At 65.8% G+C, this 19,971-nt stretch carries 17 protein-coding genes and 1 pseudogene; 8 read left to right on the top strand and 10 right to left on the bottom strand.

Annotated features, from left to right (window positions below; translation table 11 throughout):
- Positions 1 to 5 precede the first annotated feature (5 nt).
- From WS78_RS25155 to WS78_RS25140, 3 genes are all read left to right on the top strand, one after another.
- Positions 6 to 1,409, top strand: a complete 1,404-nt coding sequence (locus tag WS78_RS25155) for an MFS transporter (protein WP_038744203.1) — start codon at positions 6 to 8, stop codon at positions 1,407 to 1,409.
- Between the two features lie 569 nt (positions 1,410 to 1,978).
- Entirely contained in the window at positions 1,979 to 4,444 is a 2,466-nt protein-coding gene (locus tag WS78_RS25145; protein WP_059582502.1) for a YadA family autotransporter adhesin, read from the top strand.
- A gap of 67 nt (positions 4,445 to 4,511) precedes the next feature.
- Positions 4,512 to 5,342, top strand: a complete 831-nt coding sequence (locus WS78_RS25140; RefSeq protein WP_038744111.1) for an OmpA family protein — start codon at positions 4,512 to 4,514, stop codon at positions 5,340 to 5,342.
- A gap of 198 nt (positions 5,343 to 5,540) precedes the next feature.
- On the opposite strand, the gene WS78_RS25135 is transcribed toward WS78_RS25140, so the two are convergent.
- The gene (locus tag WS78_RS25135; protein WP_038744113.1) at positions 5,541 to 5,975 is read right to left on the bottom strand and encodes a universal stress protein; all 435 of its coding nucleotides are present in this window, start codon (positions 5,973 to 5,975) and stop codon (positions 5,541 to 5,543) included.
- A 500-nt stretch (positions 5,976 to 6,475) separates the two neighbouring features.
- Here WS78_RS25135 and WS78_RS25130 point away from each other — a divergent pair, with 500 nt between their 5' ends.
- On the top strand, positions 6,476 to 7,960 hold the full coding sequence (locus WS78_RS25130) for an amidase (RefSeq protein WP_038744115.1): 1,485 nt from the start codon (positions 6,476 to 6,478) through the stop codon (positions 7,958 to 7,960).
- 210 nt (positions 7,961 to 8,170) lie between these two features.
- Here WS78_RS25130 and WS78_RS25125 read toward each other — a convergent pair whose 3' ends face one another.
- Together WS78_RS25125 and WS78_RS38295 are read right to left on the bottom strand one after the other, a co-directional pair.
- Positions 8,171 to 8,650, bottom strand: coding sequence for an Lrp/AsnC family transcriptional regulator (locus WS78_RS25125; RefSeq protein WP_038744207.1), 480 nt, complete (start codon positions 8,648 to 8,650; stop codon positions 8,171 to 8,173).
- A gap of 16 nt (positions 8,651 to 8,666) precedes the next feature.
- A pseudogene (locus WS78_RS38295) lies at positions 8,667 to 8,856 on the bottom strand (hypothetical protein).
- Here WS78_RS38295 and WS78_RS25115 point away from each other — a divergent pair.
- Positions 8,836 to 10,137 (top strand): cystathionine gamma-synthase family protein, encoded by a 1,302-nt coding sequence (locus tag WS78_RS25115; protein WP_038744117.1) that lies wholly within the window; start codon positions 8,836 to 8,838, stop codon positions 10,135 to 10,137. The pseudogene WS78_RS38295 and the gene WS78_RS25115 overlap by 21 nt on opposite strands.
- 197 nt (positions 10,138 to 10,334) lie before the next feature.
- On the opposite strand, the gene WS78_RS25110 is transcribed toward WS78_RS25115, so the two are convergent.
- Positions 10,335 to 10,559, bottom strand: a complete 225-nt coding sequence (locus WS78_RS25110) for a hypothetical protein (protein WP_038744118.1) — start codon at positions 10,557 to 10,559, stop codon at positions 10,335 to 10,337.
- 481 nt (positions 10,560 to 11,040) lie between these two features.
- Here WS78_RS25110 and WS78_RS25105 point away from each other — a divergent pair, with 481 nt between their 5' ends.
- The 3 genes from WS78_RS25105 (at position 11,041) to WS78_RS25095 (ending at position 13,548) form a co-directional block, all read left to right on the top strand.
- Positions 11,041 to 11,754: a hypothetical protein gene (locus WS78_RS25105; RefSeq protein ID WP_038744120.1), complete on the top strand. Its 714-nt coding sequence runs from the start codon at positions 11,041 to 11,043 to the stop codon at positions 11,752 to 11,754.
- A 116-nt stretch (positions 11,755 to 11,870) separates the two neighbouring features.
- Positions 11,871 to 12,725: an arylamine N-acetyltransferase family protein gene (locus WS78_RS25100; protein WP_059582499.1), complete on the top strand. Its 855-nt coding sequence runs from the start codon at positions 11,871 to 11,873 to the stop codon at positions 12,723 to 12,725.
- Positions 12,726 to 12,990: 265 nt separating this feature from the next.
- Positions 12,991 to 13,548 carry a putative glycolipid-binding domain-containing protein gene (locus tag WS78_RS25095; RefSeq protein ID WP_038744125.1) on the top strand — a complete coding sequence of 186 codons (558 nt, stop codon included), beginning with the start codon at positions 12,991 to 12,993 and terminating at the stop codon, positions 13,546 to 13,548.
- Here WS78_RS25095 and WS78_RS25090 read toward each other — a convergent pair.
- The 6 genes from WS78_RS25090 to WS78_RS25065 form a co-directional block, all read right to left on the bottom strand.
- Positions 13,506 to 14,441: an alpha/beta fold hydrolase gene (locus WS78_RS25090; protein ID WP_038744127.1), complete on the bottom strand. Its 936-nt coding sequence runs from the start codon at positions 14,439 to 14,441 to the stop codon at positions 13,506 to 13,508. The two genes, WS78_RS25095 and WS78_RS25090, sit on opposite strands and share 43 nt — an antisense overlap.
- An 11-nt stretch (positions 14,442 to 14,452) precedes the next feature.
- Positions 14,453 to 15,367, bottom strand: a complete 915-nt coding sequence (locus WS78_RS25085) for a metal-dependent hydrolase (protein WP_059582496.1) — start codon at positions 15,365 to 15,367, stop codon at positions 14,453 to 14,455.
- Entirely contained in the window at positions 15,364 to 16,293 is a 930-nt protein-coding gene (locus tag WS78_RS25080; RefSeq protein ID WP_038744131.1) for an SDR family NAD(P)-dependent oxidoreductase, read from the bottom strand. Before WS78_RS25080 ends, WS78_RS25085 begins: the two co-directional genes overlap by 4 nt.
- Positions 16,294 to 16,319: 26 nt before the next feature.
- Positions 16,320 to 17,909 (bottom strand): flavin-containing monooxygenase, encoded by a 1,590-nt coding sequence (locus WS78_RS25075; RefSeq protein WP_038744133.1) that lies wholly within the window; start codon positions 17,907 to 17,909, stop codon positions 16,320 to 16,322.
- 239 nt (positions 17,910 to 18,148) lie between these two features.
- Positions 18,149 to 18,805: a lysoplasmalogenase gene (locus tag WS78_RS25070; RefSeq protein WP_059582579.1), complete on the bottom strand. Its 657-nt coding sequence runs from the start codon at positions 18,803 to 18,805 to the stop codon at positions 18,149 to 18,151.
- A gap of 155 nt (positions 18,806 to 18,960) precedes the next feature.
- Positions 18,961 to 19,944 (bottom strand): sulfonate ABC transporter substrate-binding protein, encoded by a 984-nt coding sequence (locus WS78_RS25065; protein ID WP_059582495.1) that lies wholly within the window; start codon positions 19,942 to 19,944, stop codon positions 18,961 to 18,963.
- Positions 19,945 to 19,971: the final 27 nt, after the last annotated feature.

Raw genomic sequence — 19,971 nt, 5'->3', positions numbered from 1 at the left:
CACGCATGAGCACACTGGAAAGCGTCGTCGCGGGCGGGGCCGCGGCGCAGGCGGCGACCGCCGCGACCCCGGGCGCGATCATCGCCCGCCTCGAGCGGCTGCCCGCGAACGCGATGCAGATCCGCGCGCGCGTGTTGATCGGCACCGCCACCTTCTTCGACGGCTTCGACGTGATCACGATCGCCGCGACGCTGCCGCTGCTGATCCACAAATGGGGGCTGTCGCCGAATCAGGTCGGGATGCTGATCGCGTCCGGCGCGATCGGCCAGTTGCTCGGTGCGTTCCTGTTTCCGGCGCTCGCGGAGAAGCACGGCCGCGTGCGCGCGATCGCGTGGAGTTCGGCCGTGATCGGCGTGACGAGCATCGCCTGCGGATTCGCTTCGACATTCGAAGCATTCGTACTGCTGCGCATCCTGCAGGGCCTCGGCCTGGGCGGAGAGCTGCCGGTCGCCGCGACCTACATCAACGAGATCACGCGCGCGCACGGCCGCGGCCGCTTCGTGCTGCTGTACGAGATCGTGTTTCCGATCGGCCTGCTCGCGTCGATGGCGCTCGGCGCGTGGCTCGTGCCGCGCTTCGGCTGGGAAGTGATGTATTTCATCGGAGGAATGCCGCTTGCGCTCGCGTTCGTGCTGACGCGGCTCGTGCCGGAGTCGCCGCGCTGGCTCGCGTCGCGGGGGCGGCTCGACGAGGCGGGGCGCGCGCTGCACGTGTTCGAATCGGCGGTGAAAGGGCCGCTACCGCCCGTCGCGCATGCGAGCGAGTTCGACGCGCTCGTGCGCAGTCATCCGAAGCGCCGGATGGTCGATCTGTTCGGGCCGGCCTACCTGAAGCGCACGCTCGCGATCGCGACGCTGTGGGCGACGTGCGGCTTCATCCAATACGGGCTGTCGACGTGGCTGCCGACGATCTACAAGAACTTCTACCACGCGCCGCTGCAGCTCGCGCTGAACCTGGCGGTGATCGGCTCGGTGATGGGCGTGGTCGGCTCGCTCGTGTCGGCGCTCGCCGTCGACGTGGTCGGCCGCAAGCCGGTGATCGTCTGGTCGTTCGTGCTGTGCGCGCTGTCGCTCGCGTTCGCGGGGATCTATCACGCGTCGTCGGTGTACGTCGTCGCGACGTTCTGCTCGCTCGCGCTCGGGCTGATGGCATCGGGCTTCATCACGTCCTACGTATACACGCCCGAGCAGTATCCGACGAGCATCCGAGCGGCCGGCTGCGGGCTCGGCAGCGCGTGGCTGAAGATTGCGTCGTTCGTCGCGCCGATGGTGGTGCCGCGCGCCATCGTCGGTGGCGATCTGAGCCCGGCGTTCTACCTGCTCGCGGCGGTGCCGCTCGTCGCCGCGCTGACCGTGCATTTCGTCGGCATCGAAACGAAAGGGCAGGTGCTCGAGAAACTCGAGGCATAGCGCGGCATTTTCGCGACGTTTGGCAATGCAACATAAACGGCCCGGACATTCCGGGCCGTTTTTCTTTGGCGCGCATCGGCTCGAAAGCGGCAAAAGGGATGCATCGATTGCGGCGATCGGCGCATCCGGCGATTCCGCGCGGACCGGCCAAGGGCGGGCCGCTGCGCGCATTCGATAAGTGACATTCCAGGGATTTATTAATGGCGAGTTTAAAACATTTATTAGTGAATATAAATTTGGCGACGTGGGATTTATGGAAATGTTAGGTGGATTACATTTCTCACATTCTTTCGCTAGTGTTCGATGGGTTACTGTTTTTGATTATTTGAAGTTTGGTTGGGTGGAAAGTTATTAATATCCCTGCCTGCGAGGCGTGATCGGGGTTCGCGATTGATATGCGGGAAATCATATATATGGTTTTTACATTTTAATCGCAATGCGTGATTTCGTATTCGGCGGCAACGTCGTGCGAACCGCGCGCTCGGAATTCAACCCTGCTGACGACCCGTGCGAATTAAATTCACAGGGGATATTGAGTGAACAAAATCTACAATGTTGTCTGGAGTCGGGTGCGAGGCCAGTTGATTGCGGTTTCTGAATTTGCCGGGTCGAATGGAAGCAAGGGATCGACGACGCGCGTCGTCACGGCGGCGCCTCGCATCGGCGCAAGTGCCGCGGCCTCGCGGGCGTCGCGCCTGTCGTGGGCGAAGCTCGGGCTGATGTCGCTGTCGGTGAGCGCGGCGATGGGTTGGATGGCGGCTGACGCCGCCGCGCAGGTCAGCTATGCGGCGGGCTATAACGCCTACGCCGGCCCCGGCAGCAATACGGGCCCGTGGGCGTTCTACAACCCGGCCTTCAGCCCGGGCGCACTGCTGTACGGCACGGCGGTCGGCAATTACGCGCACGCGAACGGCGAAGGCAGCTCGGCCTACGGCGATCACGCGACGGCGACGGGGCGCATCGGCACCGCGGTCGGCGTCTATTCGGAAGCGGCCGGCGACGGCGGCACCGCGATCGGCGCCAGCGCACGGGCGCTGCCGGACTTCAGCCTCGCGATCGGCGCGAACGCGCAGGCGCTGAAGGACACGGGGCAATCGATTCCGGGCCGCGAAGACATCGGCACCATCGCGATCGGCGCGGGCGCGCTCGCGCAGGGCGACAACAGCGATCCGCTGCACGTCGCCGCGCCGAATGCGTTCGGCGGCTACACCACTGCGACGGCGAGCGGCGCGGTGGCGCTCGGCGAGGGCGCCGCGTCGACCGCCTATTACGCGAACGCGCTCGGCTCGTATTCGAAGGCGTCGGGCGCCGGCGCGGTCGCGGTCGGCGGCGGCGCGCAAGCGACGGCTCAAGGCGCGGTCGCGATCGGCGGCGCGACCGGCGTCAACAACGCGACCGCACTGTCCGGCTTTGCTAGCGCGAGCGGCGTCAATGCGATCGCGATCGGTTCCGGCGCGCAGGCGACGGGCAGCCAGTCGATCAGCATCGGCACGGGCAACGTCGTGTCGGGGGCGAACGCCGGCGCGTTCGGCGATCCGTCGACGGTCACGGGCACGGGCTCGTACTCGTTCGGCAACAACAACACGATCAACTCGAACAACGCGTTCGTGCTCGGCAACAACGTGACGATCGGCTCGGGGCTCGACGGCTCCGTCGCGCTCGGCAATGGCACGACGGTGGCGGCGGCCAACCCGACCAGCAGCGCGACGATCACGACGACGTCCGGCGGCCAACTGACGCTATCCGGTTTCGCCGGCGCGAATCCGACGAGCGTCGTGAGCGTCGGCGCGCCCGGCGCCGAGCGCCAGATCACGAACGTCGCGGCGGGACGCATCACGGCGACGTCGACGGACGCCGTCAACGGCAGCCAGCTGTATGCGGTCGCGAGCACCATCGACAACGCGGTGAACGGCGGCGGGATCAAGTATTTCCACGCGAATTCGACCGCGCCGGATTCGACGGCGGCGGGCACGGACAGCGTCGCGATCGGGCCTGCTGCCGTCGCGTACGGCCAGGACTCGATCGCCGAGGGCAACAACGCGACGGCGGGCGTGAGCGGCAATCCGGCGATTGCGGGCGACGTCGCGCTTGGCAGCGGCGCACAGGCCACGGGCGGACGCTCGCTCGCGCTCGGCGCGAACGCGACCGTCAACACGGCGGGCGGCGTCGCGCTCGGCGCGGGTTCGGTCGCGAATCGCGCGGCCGGCACGTACACCGATCCGATCACGGGCAGCAGCTTCACGACGGCGTTCGGCGCGGTGTCGGTCGGCCTCGAAGGTTCGCTGCGGCAGATCACCAACGTCGCGGCAGGCACGCAGGCGACGGACGCGGTGAACGTCGGGCAGCTGCAAGGCGCGATTGCGCAGCTCAATCAAACGATCCAGAACATCACGAACGGGTCGAACTCGGGCAACAACGGGAACAACGGCAATAACACCGGGCAGACCGTGTCGGGCCAGTGGATCACCGGCAATCCGTCGACCTATACGCCGCCGGTGGCGAGCGGTGTCGGCTCGACAGCCGCGGGCAGCAGCAGCGTCGCATCCGGCGCGAACAGCGTGGCGATCGGCGACGGCGCGACGGCTTCCGGCTACAACTCGGTCGCGCTCGGCGCGCATTCGGTCGCGACTGCGCCGAACACGGTGTCGGTCGGCTCGGCCGGCAACGAGCGGACGATCTCCAATCTCGCGCCGGGCGTCAACGGCACCGATGCGGTGAACGTGAACCAGTTGAACAGCGGCATCGGCAATGCAGTGGGGCAGGCCAATCAGTACACGGATCAGAAGGTCGACCACCTGCGGCGCGAGATGAACGGCGGCGTGGCGGCGGCGATGGCCGTGGCCGGATTGCCGCAGCCGACCGCGCCGGGCAAGAGCATGGTGGCGGTCGCGGGCTCGACGTGGCAGGGCCAGCAAGGTTTCGCGCTCGGCGTGTCGACGATTTCCGAGAACGGCAAGTGGTTGTACAAGGGGTCGCTCACGACCAGCACGCGCGGCGGCACGGGCGCGGTGCTCGGGGCAGGCTATCAGTGGTGATGGGGTGAGGTGAGTCGCGCATGACGGCCGGTTTCGCGCCGGCTGTCCAAACGATAAGGAATCCAATATGAAAATGAACAGGATATCGAAATATGTGGCGGCTGCCGGGTTTTGCGGGGCGCTGCTGGCGGGATGCGGAATGGCGCCGACCACCGCGCCGGACGGCTCGGTCGGGTTCCCGGCGCGCAACAGCGCGTGGCTGAAGGAAGGTACGTTCGTGAACGCCGAGAATCTGCGGCAGATCGGGCCCGGCCTCGACAAGAACCAGGTTTATGCGCTGATCGGCGAGCCGCATTTCAGCGAAGGCATCGTCGGCGTGCACGTGTGGAACTACGTGTTCAATTTCCGCACGGGTCAAGGGCCGGGGGACGTCGTGACCTGTCAGTACCAGATCCAGTATGACGATCACTATCGCGTGAAAGCGACGTACTGGAAGGACCCGGCATGCAAGGCGCTGGCCGACGGCCCGAAGCCGCCGCCGGTGGCGCAGACGGCGCCGAGCGATGAAGTGAAGCAATTCACGCTCGATTACCACCTGCTGTTTCCGTTCGACAAATCGGCGCTGCGCGATCTGCTGCCGAGCGGGCGCGCGGAACTGGACCGGATCGCGACCACGCTGCAGCAGCAATACCAGCACATCCGTTCGGTACGGGTCACGGGCTATACCGATCGGCTCGGCACGGACGAATACAACCGCCAGTTGTCGCATGCGCGGGCCGAAACGATTCGCTCGTACCTGACGACGCGCGGGCTGCCGGGCGATCTGATCGTCGCGCAAGGTTTCGGCAAGGCCGATCCGGTGAGCGCCGGCTGTCCTGCCGGACGTTCGGCCGAGGCGATCGCCTGTCTCGCGCCGGATCGGCGCGTGAGGATCGACGTCGCCGGAGAGCGGCGCTAGTTTCGCGGCGAATCGCTTGCGTCGGCATGCATCGGCGGCCATGACGGCGCCGGCGCATGCCGCGTTTGCGCGTCTATGCGATGGTGCGGTGGTTCGATGGTGCGGTGGTTCGGCCGTGCGCAGGCGCGACGTCCGGCAGTCGCTGAAGGCGGATCAAGCGCGAATTATCGCAAGCATCGCCTCGACCCGGCGCGCGACTCAGCGCACGGCGGTGACGGGCACGCTCGCGATGCGCACGAGGCGGTCGAGGATGCTTTGGTGGAAGAAGTGGGTGATCGCGTGGAGCGGATCGCGGCGCGGGGCGACGACGACGATTTCGTCACAGCCGTTTTCCGTTGCGCACGCGGCGATCGTGTCGGCGATCGGGCCGACTTTCATCGCAACCGAATATTTGACGTTGGCGTCCTTGAGGATGCCGATGGCTTGGGCGAGTTCGCCCTCGGAGAAATCATGCTCGATCTGGCGGAGCTTCGCGAGCGAGTGGAAGGCTTCGAGGCGGGTGGATTCGAGAGGGGGCTGCACGTTGACCAGCACGACTTCGGACGCACATCGCTCGTGATACAGAAACGCGGCGTGCCGTACGGCCTGCAGCGAACGCTGCGAGTGACCGACGGGAACCAGGAGTTTGAGCATGAGAAAACCTGTTCGGTGATGCGATGACGATAGGCTAGTCCTGTCCTCGTCGGCATGGCCTAAAGAATTTTGGGGACGGCGTAAAAATGTCGTAAACGCCCGGTGCGCATTCGCTTAATAAAAAATATAAGAAAAATAAGTTTATGCGCATAAAGGGGCGGGTTCAGCCGGTGACGGATTCGGATCTTCTGCGCCCGGCGCGCATCGAGGCGCGCCGTTGCGCGGTGAGTGCGGCAACGTTAGCGCGTGACCATGGGCAACGCGCTTGTGCGCCGCCGCAAGGCGCTGCGGGTTCGATGCGTCGATTGGATCGTAATCCGAATCGTCTGTCGGACGTCTCAGGGGATGTTGCGGTGCAGCGGGCTATGCGCGGTTCACGGCCGTAGCGCAGTGCGATCCCATGCGTTTATATAATCGTCTGCAATCGTTCGACGCGACGCCGCCGAGCATGGTCGCCCGCGTTGCCGCCGATCGCCCCATCGACCCGCACGGAGTTCCGCATGTCAGCAGGCATTCCCCCGTCTCCCGCCGCATCTCCCGCGCCGTTCGATCCGCTCGTCGAAATGCCCGCTCATGCGCTTGCCGCAGCGATCCGGCGCAAGGACGTTTCGTGCGTCGAGACGATGCGCGCGTATCTCGCCCACATCGAGCGCGTGAACGGCGACGTCAATGCGATCGTCGCGCTGCGCGAGCCCGACGTGCTGCTTGCCGAGGCCGCGCAAAAAGATGCGGCGCTTGCGCGCGGCGAATACGCGGGCTGGTTGCACGGCATGCCGCAGGCGCCGAAAGATCTCGCGATGACGAAGGACATCGTGACGACGCTCGGCTCGCCGATCTTCCGCGCGATGAAGCCGTCGGCCGACGCGATCGTCGTCGAGCGGATGCGCGCGGCGGGCGCCGTGTTCATCGGCAAGACGAACACGCCGGAGTTCGGGCTGGGCTCGCACACGTTCAACGAGGTTTATGGTGCGACGCGCAATCCGTACGATCTGTCGAAGAGCGCGGGCGGCAGCAGCGGCGGCGCGGCGGCCGCGCTCGCCGCGCGGATGCTGCCCGTCGCCGACGGCAGCGACTTCGGCGGCTCGCTGCGCAATCCGGCCGCGTTCTGCAACGTGTACGGCTTTCGCCCGTCGCAAGGGCGCGTGCCGCGCTGGCCGAGCGTCGACGTATTCATCCAGCAGCTCGGCACGGAAGGGCCGATGGGGCGCACGGTCGTCGACGTCGCGCAGCTGCTTGCGATCCAGGCGGGTTACGATCGGCGCGATCCGCTGTCGCTCGCCGAGGAGCCGCGGCGCTTCGCGCAAGCGCTCGATGCCGACTTGCGCGGCAAGCGGATCGCATGGGTCGGCGACTGGAACGGCTATCTCGCAACGGAGCCGGGCGTGCTCGAACTGTGCGAGGCGAGCTTCGACGCGCTGCGCGCGATCGGCTGCGACGTCGACGCGGCGCTGCCGTCGTTCTCGCCGCAGCGGATCTGGCAGACGTGGCTCGTGCACAGGCATCTGCTGTCGGGCGGGAATCTGCTGACGCATTACCGCGAGCCGTCGCGGCGGGCGCTGCTGAAGCAGGAGGCGATCTACGAAGTGGAAGGCCTGTTCGAGCTTGGCGCGTCCGACGTATACGACGCGAGCGCCGCGCGCAGCGCATGGTATCAGGCGCTGATGACGTTCTTCGAACGGTATGACTACATCGCCGCGCCGACCGCGCAGGTCTTTCCGTTCGACGTGGATCTGCGCTGGCCGCGGACGATCGCCGGCCGCTCGATGGATACCTATCACCGCTGGATGGAGACGGTCGTGCCGTGGACCCTCGCAGGCTGCCCGGCGATCAGCGTGCCGGTCGGATTCAACGCGGCGGGATTGCCGATGGGCATGCAACTGATCGGCCGGCCCCGCGGCGATTTCGCGGTGCTTCAGCTCGCGCGCGCATACGAAAAGGAGCGTGATTGGGTGAATGCGCGCCGGCCCGTGTTATCCGGCGCTTGAATCAAAAGAATGCGGCGCAGCCGCTCGCCCGATGCGGTCGACGGGCGGCACGCAGAGTCGCTCAGCGCAAGTGGCGAGATCTATTCTGGCCGCAGCCGGGTGATGACTGTCCCGACTGACGGCTGTTGGTGACGGGCGCGGAACGATACCCGAAGTTATTTTGTCATGCTGAATTGTTTGGGGCGGTTAGGCCGCGCCAATTAAACCGATTCACTTCGTCATCCTCAATTCGTTCGCCGGCAGCCGGCTCGTCGATTTCAATTCGCGCATCGAAATGGTGCTGAGCAGTTCCTTGACGCCCGGCAACGACCGGAGCCGATTCAACACGAAACTCGAGAACGTATCGAAATTCTTCGCCACGATCTGCACGAGATAGTCGTGCTGGCCGGTCGTGTTGTGGCACGCGACGACTTCCGGCATCGCCATCACGCCCGCCTCGAACGCGCGGCAGGTTTTTTCGGTGTGGCTGTCGAGCGAAATGTTGACGAACGCGACGATCTCGTAGCCGAGTGCGCGCCGATCGAGGATCGCCTGATAGCCCGAGATGAAGCCGTCGGCTTCGAGCCGACGCAAGCGCTTCCAGCACGGCGCCGCCGACAGCGCGACGCGATCGGCCAGCTCCGCGTTGCTGAGGCGTCCGTTCTCCTGCAGGATCTTCAGGATCTTCAGATCTGTCTCGTCCAGCTTCATGCCGATCGCCATTTTTTTATGAGGAAAATGAAAGAAGAAAGATTCTTTTGATTATAGGGGTGAGCGGGAATGAAATGGAAAGCATATTTCCTGCTAGCTTTTTTACACTAATTCGATTGGCGATCGGCGCCGCGCGCGGCCTGCCGGCAACCCGCTTCGCATTCATCGTAAAAAGGAGCCACCGCATGACGTATTCGAGCTATCACAAGAAGGACATCGACGGTCGTCCGTTGCATCCGGAAACGCAGATGATGTCGTACGGATTCGACCCGTTTTTGTCCGAAGGTGCGGTGAAGCCGCCGGTGTTTCTGACGTCGACGTTCGCGTTCCGCTCGGCGGAGGACGGCGCCGATTTCTTCGACGTCGTGTCGGGCCGCAAGCCGCTGCCGCAGGGCGAGGCGGCGGGCCTCGTCTACAGCCGCTTCAATCACCCGAACCTCGAGATCGTCGAGGATCGCCTCGCGCTGCTCGACGGCTCCGAGGCGGCCGTCGTCACGTCGAGCGGGATGTCGGCGATCAGCTCGATTTTTCTCGCGTTCCTGCGCCCGGGCGATCAACTGGTTCAGTCGGTGCCGCTGTACGGCGGCACGGAAACGCTGATCGCGAAGTACTTTCGCGAATGGGGCGTCGCTGCGCACCCGATCCAGGACGGCCTGTCGCCGCAGTCGATCGGCGCGGCGCTCGAGGCCGCCGCGCAGCAGGGCCCCGTGCGGCTTTGCTACGTCGAGACGCCGGCGAACCCGACCAACGCGCTGATCGATCTCGACGGCATGCGTCGCGAGCTCGACGCGTTCGAAGCGCGTCACGGCTATCGCCCGATTTCGGTGTGCGACAACACGTTGCTCGGGCCGATCTTCCAGAAGCCGAGCGAGCACGGCGTCGACATGTCGGTGTATTCGCTGACGAAGTACGTCGGCGGCCATAGCGATCTCGTCGCGGGCGGCGTGACGGGACGCCGGGATCTCGTCGCGAAGGTTCGAGCGGTGCGCAGCGCGTTCGGCTCGCAACTCGATCCTCACTCGTCGTGGATGCTGATCCGTTCGATGGAAACGGTCGTGCTGCGGATGAAGCAGGCGGCGCGCACGGCGTCGGCGGTTGCGAAGTGGCTCGCGACGAATCCGTATCAGAAGGTCGACGTCTATCATCCGGAACTGATCGTCGACGATGCTTATCAGGCCGTGTACAAGCGGCAATGCGAGGGCGCCGGCTCGACGTTCGCCTTCGTGCTGAACGGCGGCCGCGCCGAAGCGTTCCGGTTCATCAACGCGCTGCATCTGTTCAAGTCGGCGGTGAGTCTCGGCGGCACCGAGTCGCTGATCTGCCATCCGGCGTCGACAACGCATTCGGGCGTTCCGGAGGCGGCGCGCAAGGCAGCGGGTGTGTCGGAAGGGTTGATTCGCGTGTCGATCGGGCTCGAGCACGAAGAGGATCTGATCGCCGATCTCGACAACGCGTTTCGCCGGTCCGGCCTCGCGGCGGGCGGCTGACGCGCCTGCGGCGAGTGTGTGGGGGATGAATCGGCGTCGTCAGTGATCCTGAGCGATCGACGCGCCGGGCTCGTTTGCGTTCGTCGATAACGTCGCGCGATATCCGAAGAATGCCGGAATTTGGCTTCGACGGATGGCGGCGCGCCATTGATCGGAGTCGATCGATTTTTATCGATCGGCTCCGGTTTCCATTCCAGTCAATTGGAATGGGACTGGTACGTCGACAGTGCCGCGATGATCGCGTTTCTCGATTCGATGAAGTCTTTTTGCACTCGCTTGATTTCCTCTCCCGTTTTGGCGAAGCCGATCTTCGGCACGAGCGTCGCTGCGTACAGATCGACGATCCATTGAGGCGGGTGTGGCGATATCTCTCTGACGAGCTTTGCAGCGATGATTTCCGCGTCGATTGTTGAGGTATCCATAATGAAGTTTTCAAGTAATCGATGTGGTTAACCTAGGTAATTTTTGGCGATTGGTCAATTCGTCGGCCGATGTTTTTTTTGAGTGCTCGATTAATCGATTTTTTAAAATGGGGCGGTGTCGAATTCAATAAGGCATTCGAAAGAAATCAGATGTTGAATTTTGCTGCGGGAGCGCGCGATGCCGTGCGCATGGAACAGTTGCCGTCACCGCAAGCACGGCATCGGTTTCGGCCGCCGACCGCCGACCGCCGACCGCGGACCGCAGGTCATCGATCACGCCACATCCGTTCAATCGCGGTTCAACTGCGCGAGCCGGCGAACGTCGATTCGCCGCGCGTGTGCCGTGCAACAGATCCGGCGGCGCCGCCGCATGCATGTCCCCGCAACATGGCCCGTCAATACGTTTCGATATGTATCCGTGATTGCATTCGCCGCATGCTCGCCTCGACAATTCTGCTGGCAGGATTCACAGGGAGATTCGATGAAATCAATCAATCGCTTCGCGAAGCGCGCGGCGCTCGTCTGCTGCGCAAGCGGCGCGTTCGCGAGCGGCGCTGCGTTCGCACAGGTCGATCTGCAAAGCCTCGGCGCATCGCTGCTCGGCGGCGGCGGTGCGACGCAGCAGGCGAGCACGTCCGGCGCATCCGGCATGTCGCAGCTGCTGCAGTCGTACGTCGGCGCAAATCAGCAGGTGCTTGCCGGCCAAGCGAGTCTCGCGTCGGCGATGGGGCTCTCGGGCGCGGCCGGGCAGGCGCAGCACGCTGCGGGCCTGTTGACCAACGGCGGCGCGAACGCGCTGACGCCCGGCGCGCTGTCGCAGGTCGGCGGCGCGCAGCAGTCGGTCGCGCAGGCGCTGACGCAAGCGTTCGCATCGGGCGGCGCGAACGGCGCCGCGCCGGGCGCGGGCGTCGACAAGGCGGCGTTCACCCGCGGCCTCACGTCGCTCGGCGAAGGCGTCACCCAGTATTCGCAGCTTCAATCCGGGCTCGGGAATCTCGGCGCATCGAACCCGGCGTCGCTGCTGCAGGCCGGGCTGGACCCGAACAACCTGCAAGCCGCGTCGTACATCGCGCAGAATGCGCCGAACCAGTTGCAGGCGATCGGCGGCACGCTCGGCGCGGCCGTGCAGTTCGCGGCGAGCCACGGCATTTCGGTGCCGTCCGTCGCATCCGCGGCGCTCAAGCTGCTGCCGTAACGCGTGTTGTCGATGCGCGCGCCGCCGCGACGGCCGGCGCGCGCTTTTCCCCGCGTCGGATGGGGTTATCCGCGTAATGCTATGGTGACGCGATTCGTCATCCTCGGATTGCCTACATGCGCGACGCAGTCGATCTTTCCCGTTATTTCGCCCGCATCGGTTATCGCGGACCTGCGCAGCCGACGTTCGACGTCCTTCGCGAGCTGCAACTGCTGCATCCGCAGTCGATTCCGTTCGAGAACCTCAATCCGTACACGGGCGCGCGCGTCGCGCTCGACCTCGAATCGGTCGTCGACAAGCTGATCGAGCGGCGTCGCGGCGGGTACTGCTTCGAGCAGAACAAGCTCTTCTACACGGTGCTCGTGCAGCTCGGCTTTCGCGTGACGCCGCTGATCGCGCGCGTGCGCTGGCAGCGTCCGCCCGACGTGTCGACGCCGCAGACGCACATGCTGCTGCGCGTCGATCTGGACGGCGCGACGTGGTTCGCCGATGTCGGCTTCGGCTCGACGACGCTGACGGCGCCGCTGCGCTTCGATCCGAACGTCGCGCAATCCACGCCGCACGGGACGTTTCGCGTCGTCGACGCGCCTGTCGCGGGCGAGCTCGAAATCGAGTGCGAGACGCCGGCCGGCTGGCAGCCGCTGTATCGCTTTTCGCTGAAGCCGGTCGAGTGGGTCGATTACGAGGTCGCGAACTGGTACACGTCGCGTCATCCCGATTCGTTCTTCACGCACGACCTCGTCGTGTGCCGAATCCTGCCCGATGCGCGCGCGCTGCTTTTCAACGATGCGGTGACGCTGCGGACGACGGACGGCGCGGCGCAAACGACCCGGCTGCCGGATGTCGACGCATGGGCGGCGTGCGTGCGCGAGCGCTTCGGCCTCGACCTGAGCGGATTCGATGTGGCGGCGCTCTACGCGCGGGCGGTCGCGCGCGCCGCCGACGAGCGCGAGAGCGACGAGACGACTTGAATCGGCGTTGCCGGCCGGACGCAGGTAAGTTGGGGCGCGATGCTATTTGCCGAAGGCGCGGACCGACTCAGTGAATGGGCTCGCGTGTGCTGCGAATGCCGATGAAGGCCGCTGCGCCGTTTGGCGTCACGAAGCGCATGAGGCCGCCGACGCAAAGCGACGCACGGCACTCGCGCGACGACGAACGCATCCATGTTCGCCCGCGCGCATTGGCGCAAGCGATCGAAGGTTAGAGACAAAACAGAGACAATCGAGGAGAAATCCGATGCGTGAAGTGCGTTGGGCGTCGCTCGAGCACGACGGGATCGAGCATCTGGCGTTCGAGCGACACGCATTCGGCAGCATCGCGGAGAGCGTGGTCGTCGGGCGCGACGAAGGGCGTGCGTATGGTGTCGCCTATCGCGTCGTCTGCGACGAGGGCTGGCGGGCGAAGCACGTGATTGTGACGGTGATGGGCGGCGGCGCGCTCGAGCTGCGCGGCGACGGGGAGGGCCGCTGGCGCAACGGGGCGGACGAGCCGCTCGCGATGCTTGACGGGAGCATCGACGTCGACATCGCCGCGACGCCGTATACGAACACGCTGCCGATCCGCCGTCTGAGGCTCGCGCGCGACGAGCGGCGGCCGATCGATGTCGTCTATATTTCGATCCCCGATCTGACGGTCGGCCGCATGCGACAGGCGTACCGATGCATCGAGCCGGATCGTGTCTATCGCTACGAAAGCGTCGCGAGCGGCTTCACCGCGCAACTGGAAATCGATCGCGACGGGCTCGTGCTCGACTACGAAGCGCTTTTCAGGCGCTTGCCGGCCGACGCGCGCTGATTCGCGCGCTGCTGGCCGCCGGATTTCGCGGCGGCGGCCGCATGCCGCTTCGGCTCGTGCGCGGTCGCGAACCGGCCGATTCGCGCGGCGATCAGCGCCGCGTCGCGAATCACCGTCCAGTGCGATGCGGCGATTTCGTCGCGGCGATGCGCGCCGAGCCAGCGATCGAGATGGCGGGTGAGGGCGGGCGTCACATACCGGTCGTAACGCGGCACGATGATCTGCACCGGCGCCTGCGCGTAGCGCTCGCGCGGCCGACGGGCGCGCTCGATGAAATTCGCGCGGTAGAGCTTGAGGCCGTTCAGGCCGTTGCGCAGTTGATCCGGATCGGCGTCGACGGCGATGCGCTCGGTCTTGCGCAGCCACAGCGGCCACAGCTTCGCGCCGCCCAGCCGCCACACGAGCTCGGGCACGAGCGGCAGATGAAAGAACGCGATGTACCACGACTTCAGCGTCTGCTTCAGATTGAGCGGCGCGCGAAACACGTGGTCGAGGCACGGCCCCGAGATCGACGTGTACGACGCGAGCCGGCCGTTGATCGCGGGATCGGTCGCCGCTTCCCAGCATTGAATCGATCCCCAGTCGTGGCCGACGAGGTGAAACGGGCGATCGCCGCACGTCACGTCGGCGACGGCGAGCAGATCCTGCGCGAGCAGGCTCAGCTTGTAGTCGGCGCGGCGCTTCGGCGCATCCGATGCGCCCGCGCCGCGCACGTCGTACGCGATCACGCGAAAGCGCTTGTCGAGATGCTCGCGCACGCGTTCCCACACGCGCGCCGAATCCGGATAACCGTGCACGAGAATCACGGGCGGAGCGTTGCGCGGCCCGCTCAGGTAGACGGCAAGGCGCACGTCGCCCGAGCGGACCGTCAGCGTGTCGCGAACGGACGCCATCGCTCGTTCGCTTACGCGTGCTGATGCGCGGGCGACGAGTGCAGCGGCACGCGGCGCGGCGCGACCTGGTCGGCGTAGCGCTCGTTCGCGGCGTCGATGTTCGCGAGCAGCGCGTCGAGGTCTTGCAGGTACACGCGATTGTCGTGGTCCCACGGATGAAAGCCCGGCCGGAAGTAGTCGAGCCATTCGAGCGCGATGTTCGCGAACACGCCGTTCTTCGGGCTGTACAGATACTTGACGAGCCGCCACATTCCCTTGAGCTTGCCGTGGCGCATCCGGTGCGCGAACATCAGGCGCACGTGGAAATCGAACACGACGGTCCAGAAGATCAGCGTCGTCAGCAGCATCGTGCCCGTGCGCAGCAGGTAGGTCTTCACGCCGGGCTTCATCACGGCCGTCCACACGTCGTACGAAACCGCCTTGTGCTCGGTTTCTTCCATCGCGTGCCACATCCACATCTGCTTGTAGCCTTCGACCGAGCCGTCGATCCGGTGTTCGTGGCCCGACAGCAGCTGGTTCGCGAGAATCGCCGTGTAGTGTTCGAGCGCGATCGTGATCGCGAGCTGCATCGAATGCGGCAGCACTTTCTTGCCCCAGCCGAGGAGCGCCCACAGGCGCTTGTCGAGCTTGTGCGCGGGCAGGCCGGCCGATTGCAGCAGATCGTTGTACTCGATGTGCTCGCGCGTGTGCATCGCTTCCTGGCCGATGAAGCCCGCGACCTGCTTCTTCAGCTCGGGGTCGTGGATCTGGTCGCGGTAGTTGCGCACCGAATCCATGAAGAAGCGCTCGCCCGCCGGAAACAGCAGCGACAGCGCGTTCATGAAGTGCGTGACGGGCGCGCCCTGGACGTGCCAGTCGTAGACACGGTCGGGGGGCAGCGCGAAGCGGATGTCGCGCCGGACCGGCATCATATGCGGTGTCGTCATGATTGCTCTCCTCCCTGGTTGCCAGCGGTGTTGTAGGTTGCCTGCGCGGGCGCCGGCGTTGCACGGCCCGCACGGCGGCGCGCTCGCGCGCTCTGAAGCTTGGTCGCGAGCACGACGAGCGGCTGGTACGCGGCGGGCAGCGTGCGCGCGAGCCAGTCGGCGCCGCGCGCGTCGCGGCCGATCAGCACGCGGCGCTTGTTCTTGCGCACGCCCTGCAAGATCACGCGCGCCGCTTCGTCGGCCGTCGTGATGAAGAACTTCTCGAAATCCTCCTTGCCCTGCTGCTCGCTCTCGACCATGAAGCCGACCATGTTCTGCGCGAGCCGCGCCGATTGCGCGATGTTCGTGCGGATGCCGCCCGGATGCACGCAGGTGGCCGACACGCCGCTCTTCATCAAGTCGAGCTCCTGGCGCAGCGATTCGGTGAAGCCGCGCACCGCGTATTTCGTCGCGTTGTAGCCGCTCATGCCGGGCTGCGCGAAGATCCCGAAAATGCTCGACGTGTTGACGATGTGCCCGTCGCCCGACGCCTTCAGATACGGCAGGAACGCCTTCGTCCCATGCACGACGCCCCAGAAGTTGATGTTCACGATCCACTCGAGATCGCTGTATTCCATGCCGTCGATCGTGCTCGACAGCGCGACGCCCGCATTGTTGAAGACGAGGTTCACGCGGCCGTGCGCGGCGGCCGTCTCGTCGGCCCATGCGTGCATCGCGGCGCGGTCGCCGACATCGAGCACGCAGGTCGTCACGCGCACCGACGGCGCGAGCGCGCGGACGATCCGCTCGGTCTCGGCGAGGCCGGCCGCGTTCCTGTCCGCGAGCGCGACGTGGCATTGCTGTTGCGCGAGCTGCACCGCGAGCGAGCGGCCCATGCCGGAGCCCGCGCCCGTGATCGCAGCGACTTTGTTGGAGAAGGATTTCATGTCGTAGGCTCGTGTGGGTTCGGGGCTCAGGCGGTCGTCTCGGCGGCCGTCTGCGCGACAGCCGGGTTCGGCAGCGCGGGGGCCGGCTGCCCGTTCTGGCGCGGGTTCGCGTAGTACGCGTGATAGTCGGCCATCGAGAAGAACGCCGTTTCCTGCCGGAAGCGCCACGTGAAGGTCGGCCAGAGCGTCGTGTTCTTGCCGGTGCGGGGGTCGAGATACCAGCTGCTGCAGCCGCCCGTCGACCAGACCGTGCCCTTCAGCTTGTTCTGGATGCGGTTGTTGTATTCGAGCTCGACGAGCGGACGCACTTCGATCGCCTCGGCGCGCTCGGTGCGCATCGCCTTCAGCGCGCCGAGCACGTACTCGATCTGCGATTCGATCATGTACACCATCGAGTTGTGGCCGAGGCCGGTGTTCGGGCCCATCAGGATGAACCAGTTCGGATAGCCGGGGACCGTCGCGCCGAGATACGCGTGCAGGCCGTCGCGCCATGCGTCGACGACGTCGACGCCGCCGCGGCCGACGATCGTGCCGCGCGGGAACGGGTTGTTGATCTGGAAGCCCGTGCCGTAGATCAGGCAGTCGACTTCATGGCGCTTGCCGTCCGTCGTGACGACCGCGTTTTCCTCGATGCGCTCGATGCCCGTCGTGATCACGTCGACGTTCTTGCGCGTGAGCGCCGGATAGTAGTCGTTCGACATCAGGATTCGCTTGCAGCCGATCGTGTAGTCGGGCGTCACCGCGGCGCGCAGTTCCGGCTCGGAGATCTGCCGGCTGATGTGGCGCAGCGCGAGCTTCTGCACGAGCTTCATCGTCGACGGATGCACGGCGAAGCCGAGCACGCGCGATTCGAGCATCCAATAGATGCCGCCGCGCATCAGCTTCTGCGTGAACGGCAGATTGCGGAAGAGCCACTGCTCGAAGCCGCTGACCGAGCGGTCCGGCTTCGGCATGATCCACGGCGGGGTGCGCTGGAAGAGCGCGAGATTCGCGACGCGCGGGGCGATCTGCGGGACGAACTGAATCGCGCTCGCGCCCGTGCCGATCACGGCGACGCGCTTGCCTTCGAGCGGATAGTCGTGCTTCCAGTGCTGCGAGTGGAACGCTTCGCCCTTGAACGTCTCGATGCCGGGGATGTTCGGGTACGCCGCGCGCGACAGCCCGCCCATGCCCGACACGAGCACGCGCGCGCATACGCGCTTGCCGTTCTCGAACGTCAGGCGCCAGCGATGCGCGGTTTCGTCGTAGGTCGCGTTGACGAGTTCATGATTGAAACGCAGGTGCGAGCCGACGTTGAAGCGCTGCACGCAGTCTTCCATGTACGCGCGGATTTCCGGCTGCGGCGCGAACATCCGCGTCCAGCGCGGATTCGGCGCGAACGAGAACGAATAGACATGCGATTGGACGTCGCACGCGCAGCCGGGGTAGTGGTTGTCGCGCCAGGTACCGCCGACCGAGCTGGCTTTTTCGAACACCGCGAAGTCCTGGTTGCCGGTCTGCCGGAGGCGAATCGCCATGCCGAGCCCGGAAAAGCCGGTGCCGATGATGGCGATATCGATGGTTTCTTCGTGATTTGTGCTGTCGAGTGGACCGAAGGACATATTGCGCGCGTTCATCCAAGCGTCTCCATTTGGGCTCATTTTTTACTGTTACATTGATGGATGTAACAATAGTTCGTGAAAACCGAAACCGCAAGCCGGGTAGACATAGCCCTCTAAGCGCGGGATTCAACGGATGCCGAAGCCCGCCGGATGGGCTTGTGCGAGAAAAAGCGCGGCGCCGCGCGGAATTCTGATGTTGCGTTGCAGAATTGCTCGCAGTCCCTAATAAATTAAGGATTGCGACGCGAATTCGATTAGTTCGTTTTGCGTCGCAACACGCCGAACGCAATGGTCAATTGCGCGACCGCATAAAAAAACCAGATGAAATAATCGACGCCGCTGAACGCGCCGAGAAAACGATCGATGCCGATCAGCGCATCGGATGCGACGAACACCAGCGCGCCCGCCGCGATCTGCGGGCCGGGCGTGCGTGCGCTAAGCGCGAGGCTCGCCATCGCGCCGAGCACGGCGACGTAGACGGCCACGGGCGCCGCGAGCGCGGCGAGATGGGGAAGGAACGCGGCATAGAGCGCGGCGGCGGCGATCCACAGCGCGACGAGCGCGATCGCGCGCGGCCCGCGCGGCATGGCGCGCCACGGCGCGAACAGCGCGCAGTAGGCAAGATGGGAGAGCAGGAATGCGCCGAGGCCGGCGATAAACGACGGCGGCCATTGGGGAAGCGCGAGCAGCACGTCGCCGAGCACCGACGCGGCGAGCGCGGCGCCGAGCCACGCGCGCTCGCGCTCAGGCGAATGCCGCAACGCCGCGGCGAACAGCAGGACGCCGAGCGCCGCCTTGGCGGCGGGCTGGCCGGGATAGGGAGCATGGCCGAGCGACAGCCCGTACAGCAATGCGGCAAGCGCGGCGGCGAGCCAGAAGCCGCGCGTGCGCGCGGGCAGGTTGGACAACATGGTCGGACGGTCTCCTCGCACGCAGCGTGTCGTCGGGTGCGCGGTGCGGCGTCTCGGGCGACGCTCGACGTCCGCGCGGCCGTCCATTATCGGCAAGAAGGCGTTATCGGGGACGGACGAATCCTTCTAACCGGGCTGCGGGCGAGGCGTCGCGCCTACTTCGCCGCGAGCGCGGCGGCGGCGTCGCGCTCGGTCCAGACGTTGTCGCCGACGGTCAGCTTCTGCGGAATCAGCTTCGCGGCGTGAAACGCGTCGGCGACGCCCTGTTGCGACGCGACGATCTTCTCGTCGAGCGGCGTCGTGCCGTACGGCACGCGCTTCACCCAGGTTTCGACGAGCGCCCGATCGAGCCCGATCTTCGGCGCGATCAATGAGGCGGTCTCGGCGGGATGCGCGTTGACCCACCGGCCGGTTTCGCGCAGTTGCTGCAATACCGCGCCGACCACGTCCGGGTGACGGGTCGCGAATTCGCGCGTCGCCTCGTAGAAGTTATAAGCGGCGGGCAGGCCCGTGTAATCGGCGAGCGTGCGCGCCTTCAGCGCCTGCTGCGCGGCTGCGTAGTAAGGGTCCCAGACGACCCACGCGTCGACGGTGCCGCTTTCGAACGCGGCGCGCGCATCGGCGGGCGGCAGATAGATTGGGCGGATTTCGTCGTAGCGCACGCCGGCCTTCTGCAGCGCCTTGAGCAGCAGGTAGTTCGCGCTCGAGCCTTTCTGCAGCGCGATTTTCTTGCCCCTGAGGTCGGCCACGGTCTTCAGCGGCGAATCGGCCTTCACGACGATCGCCTCGTTGTGCGGCGACGGCGGCTCCGCGCCGACGTAGACGAAGCGCACGCCGCTCGCCTGCGCGAACACGGCGGGCGGCGCGCCCGTGTAGCCGATGTCGATGCTGTCCGCGTTCAGCGCCTCGAGCAACTGCGGGCCGGCCGGGAACTCGAACCATTTGACCGCATAGCCGAGCGGCTTCACGCGCGCCTCGAGCGAGCCCTGCGCCTTGACGACCGCGAGCAGCCCCGCCTTCTGGTAGCCGACGCGCAACACCTTGCCGCCCGCGTCGTCCTGCGCGAACGCGGCGACGGCGACGAGCGACGCGAGCGCGGCGGCTACGGTTCGGGGAATCCAGCGGGCAGGGCGAATCATCGGCAATCTCCACGACGTTGAAAAGAA

Origin of the sequence: Burkholderia savannae (assembly GCF_001524445.2) — a bacterium.
GTDB classification, from domain to species: Bacteria; Pseudomonadota; Gammaproteobacteria; order Burkholderiales; family Burkholderiaceae; genus Burkholderia; species Burkholderia savannae.
The sequence above is the reverse complement of the archived record's forward strand: the minus strand, read 5'-3'. Positions and strand labels throughout refer to the sequence as shown.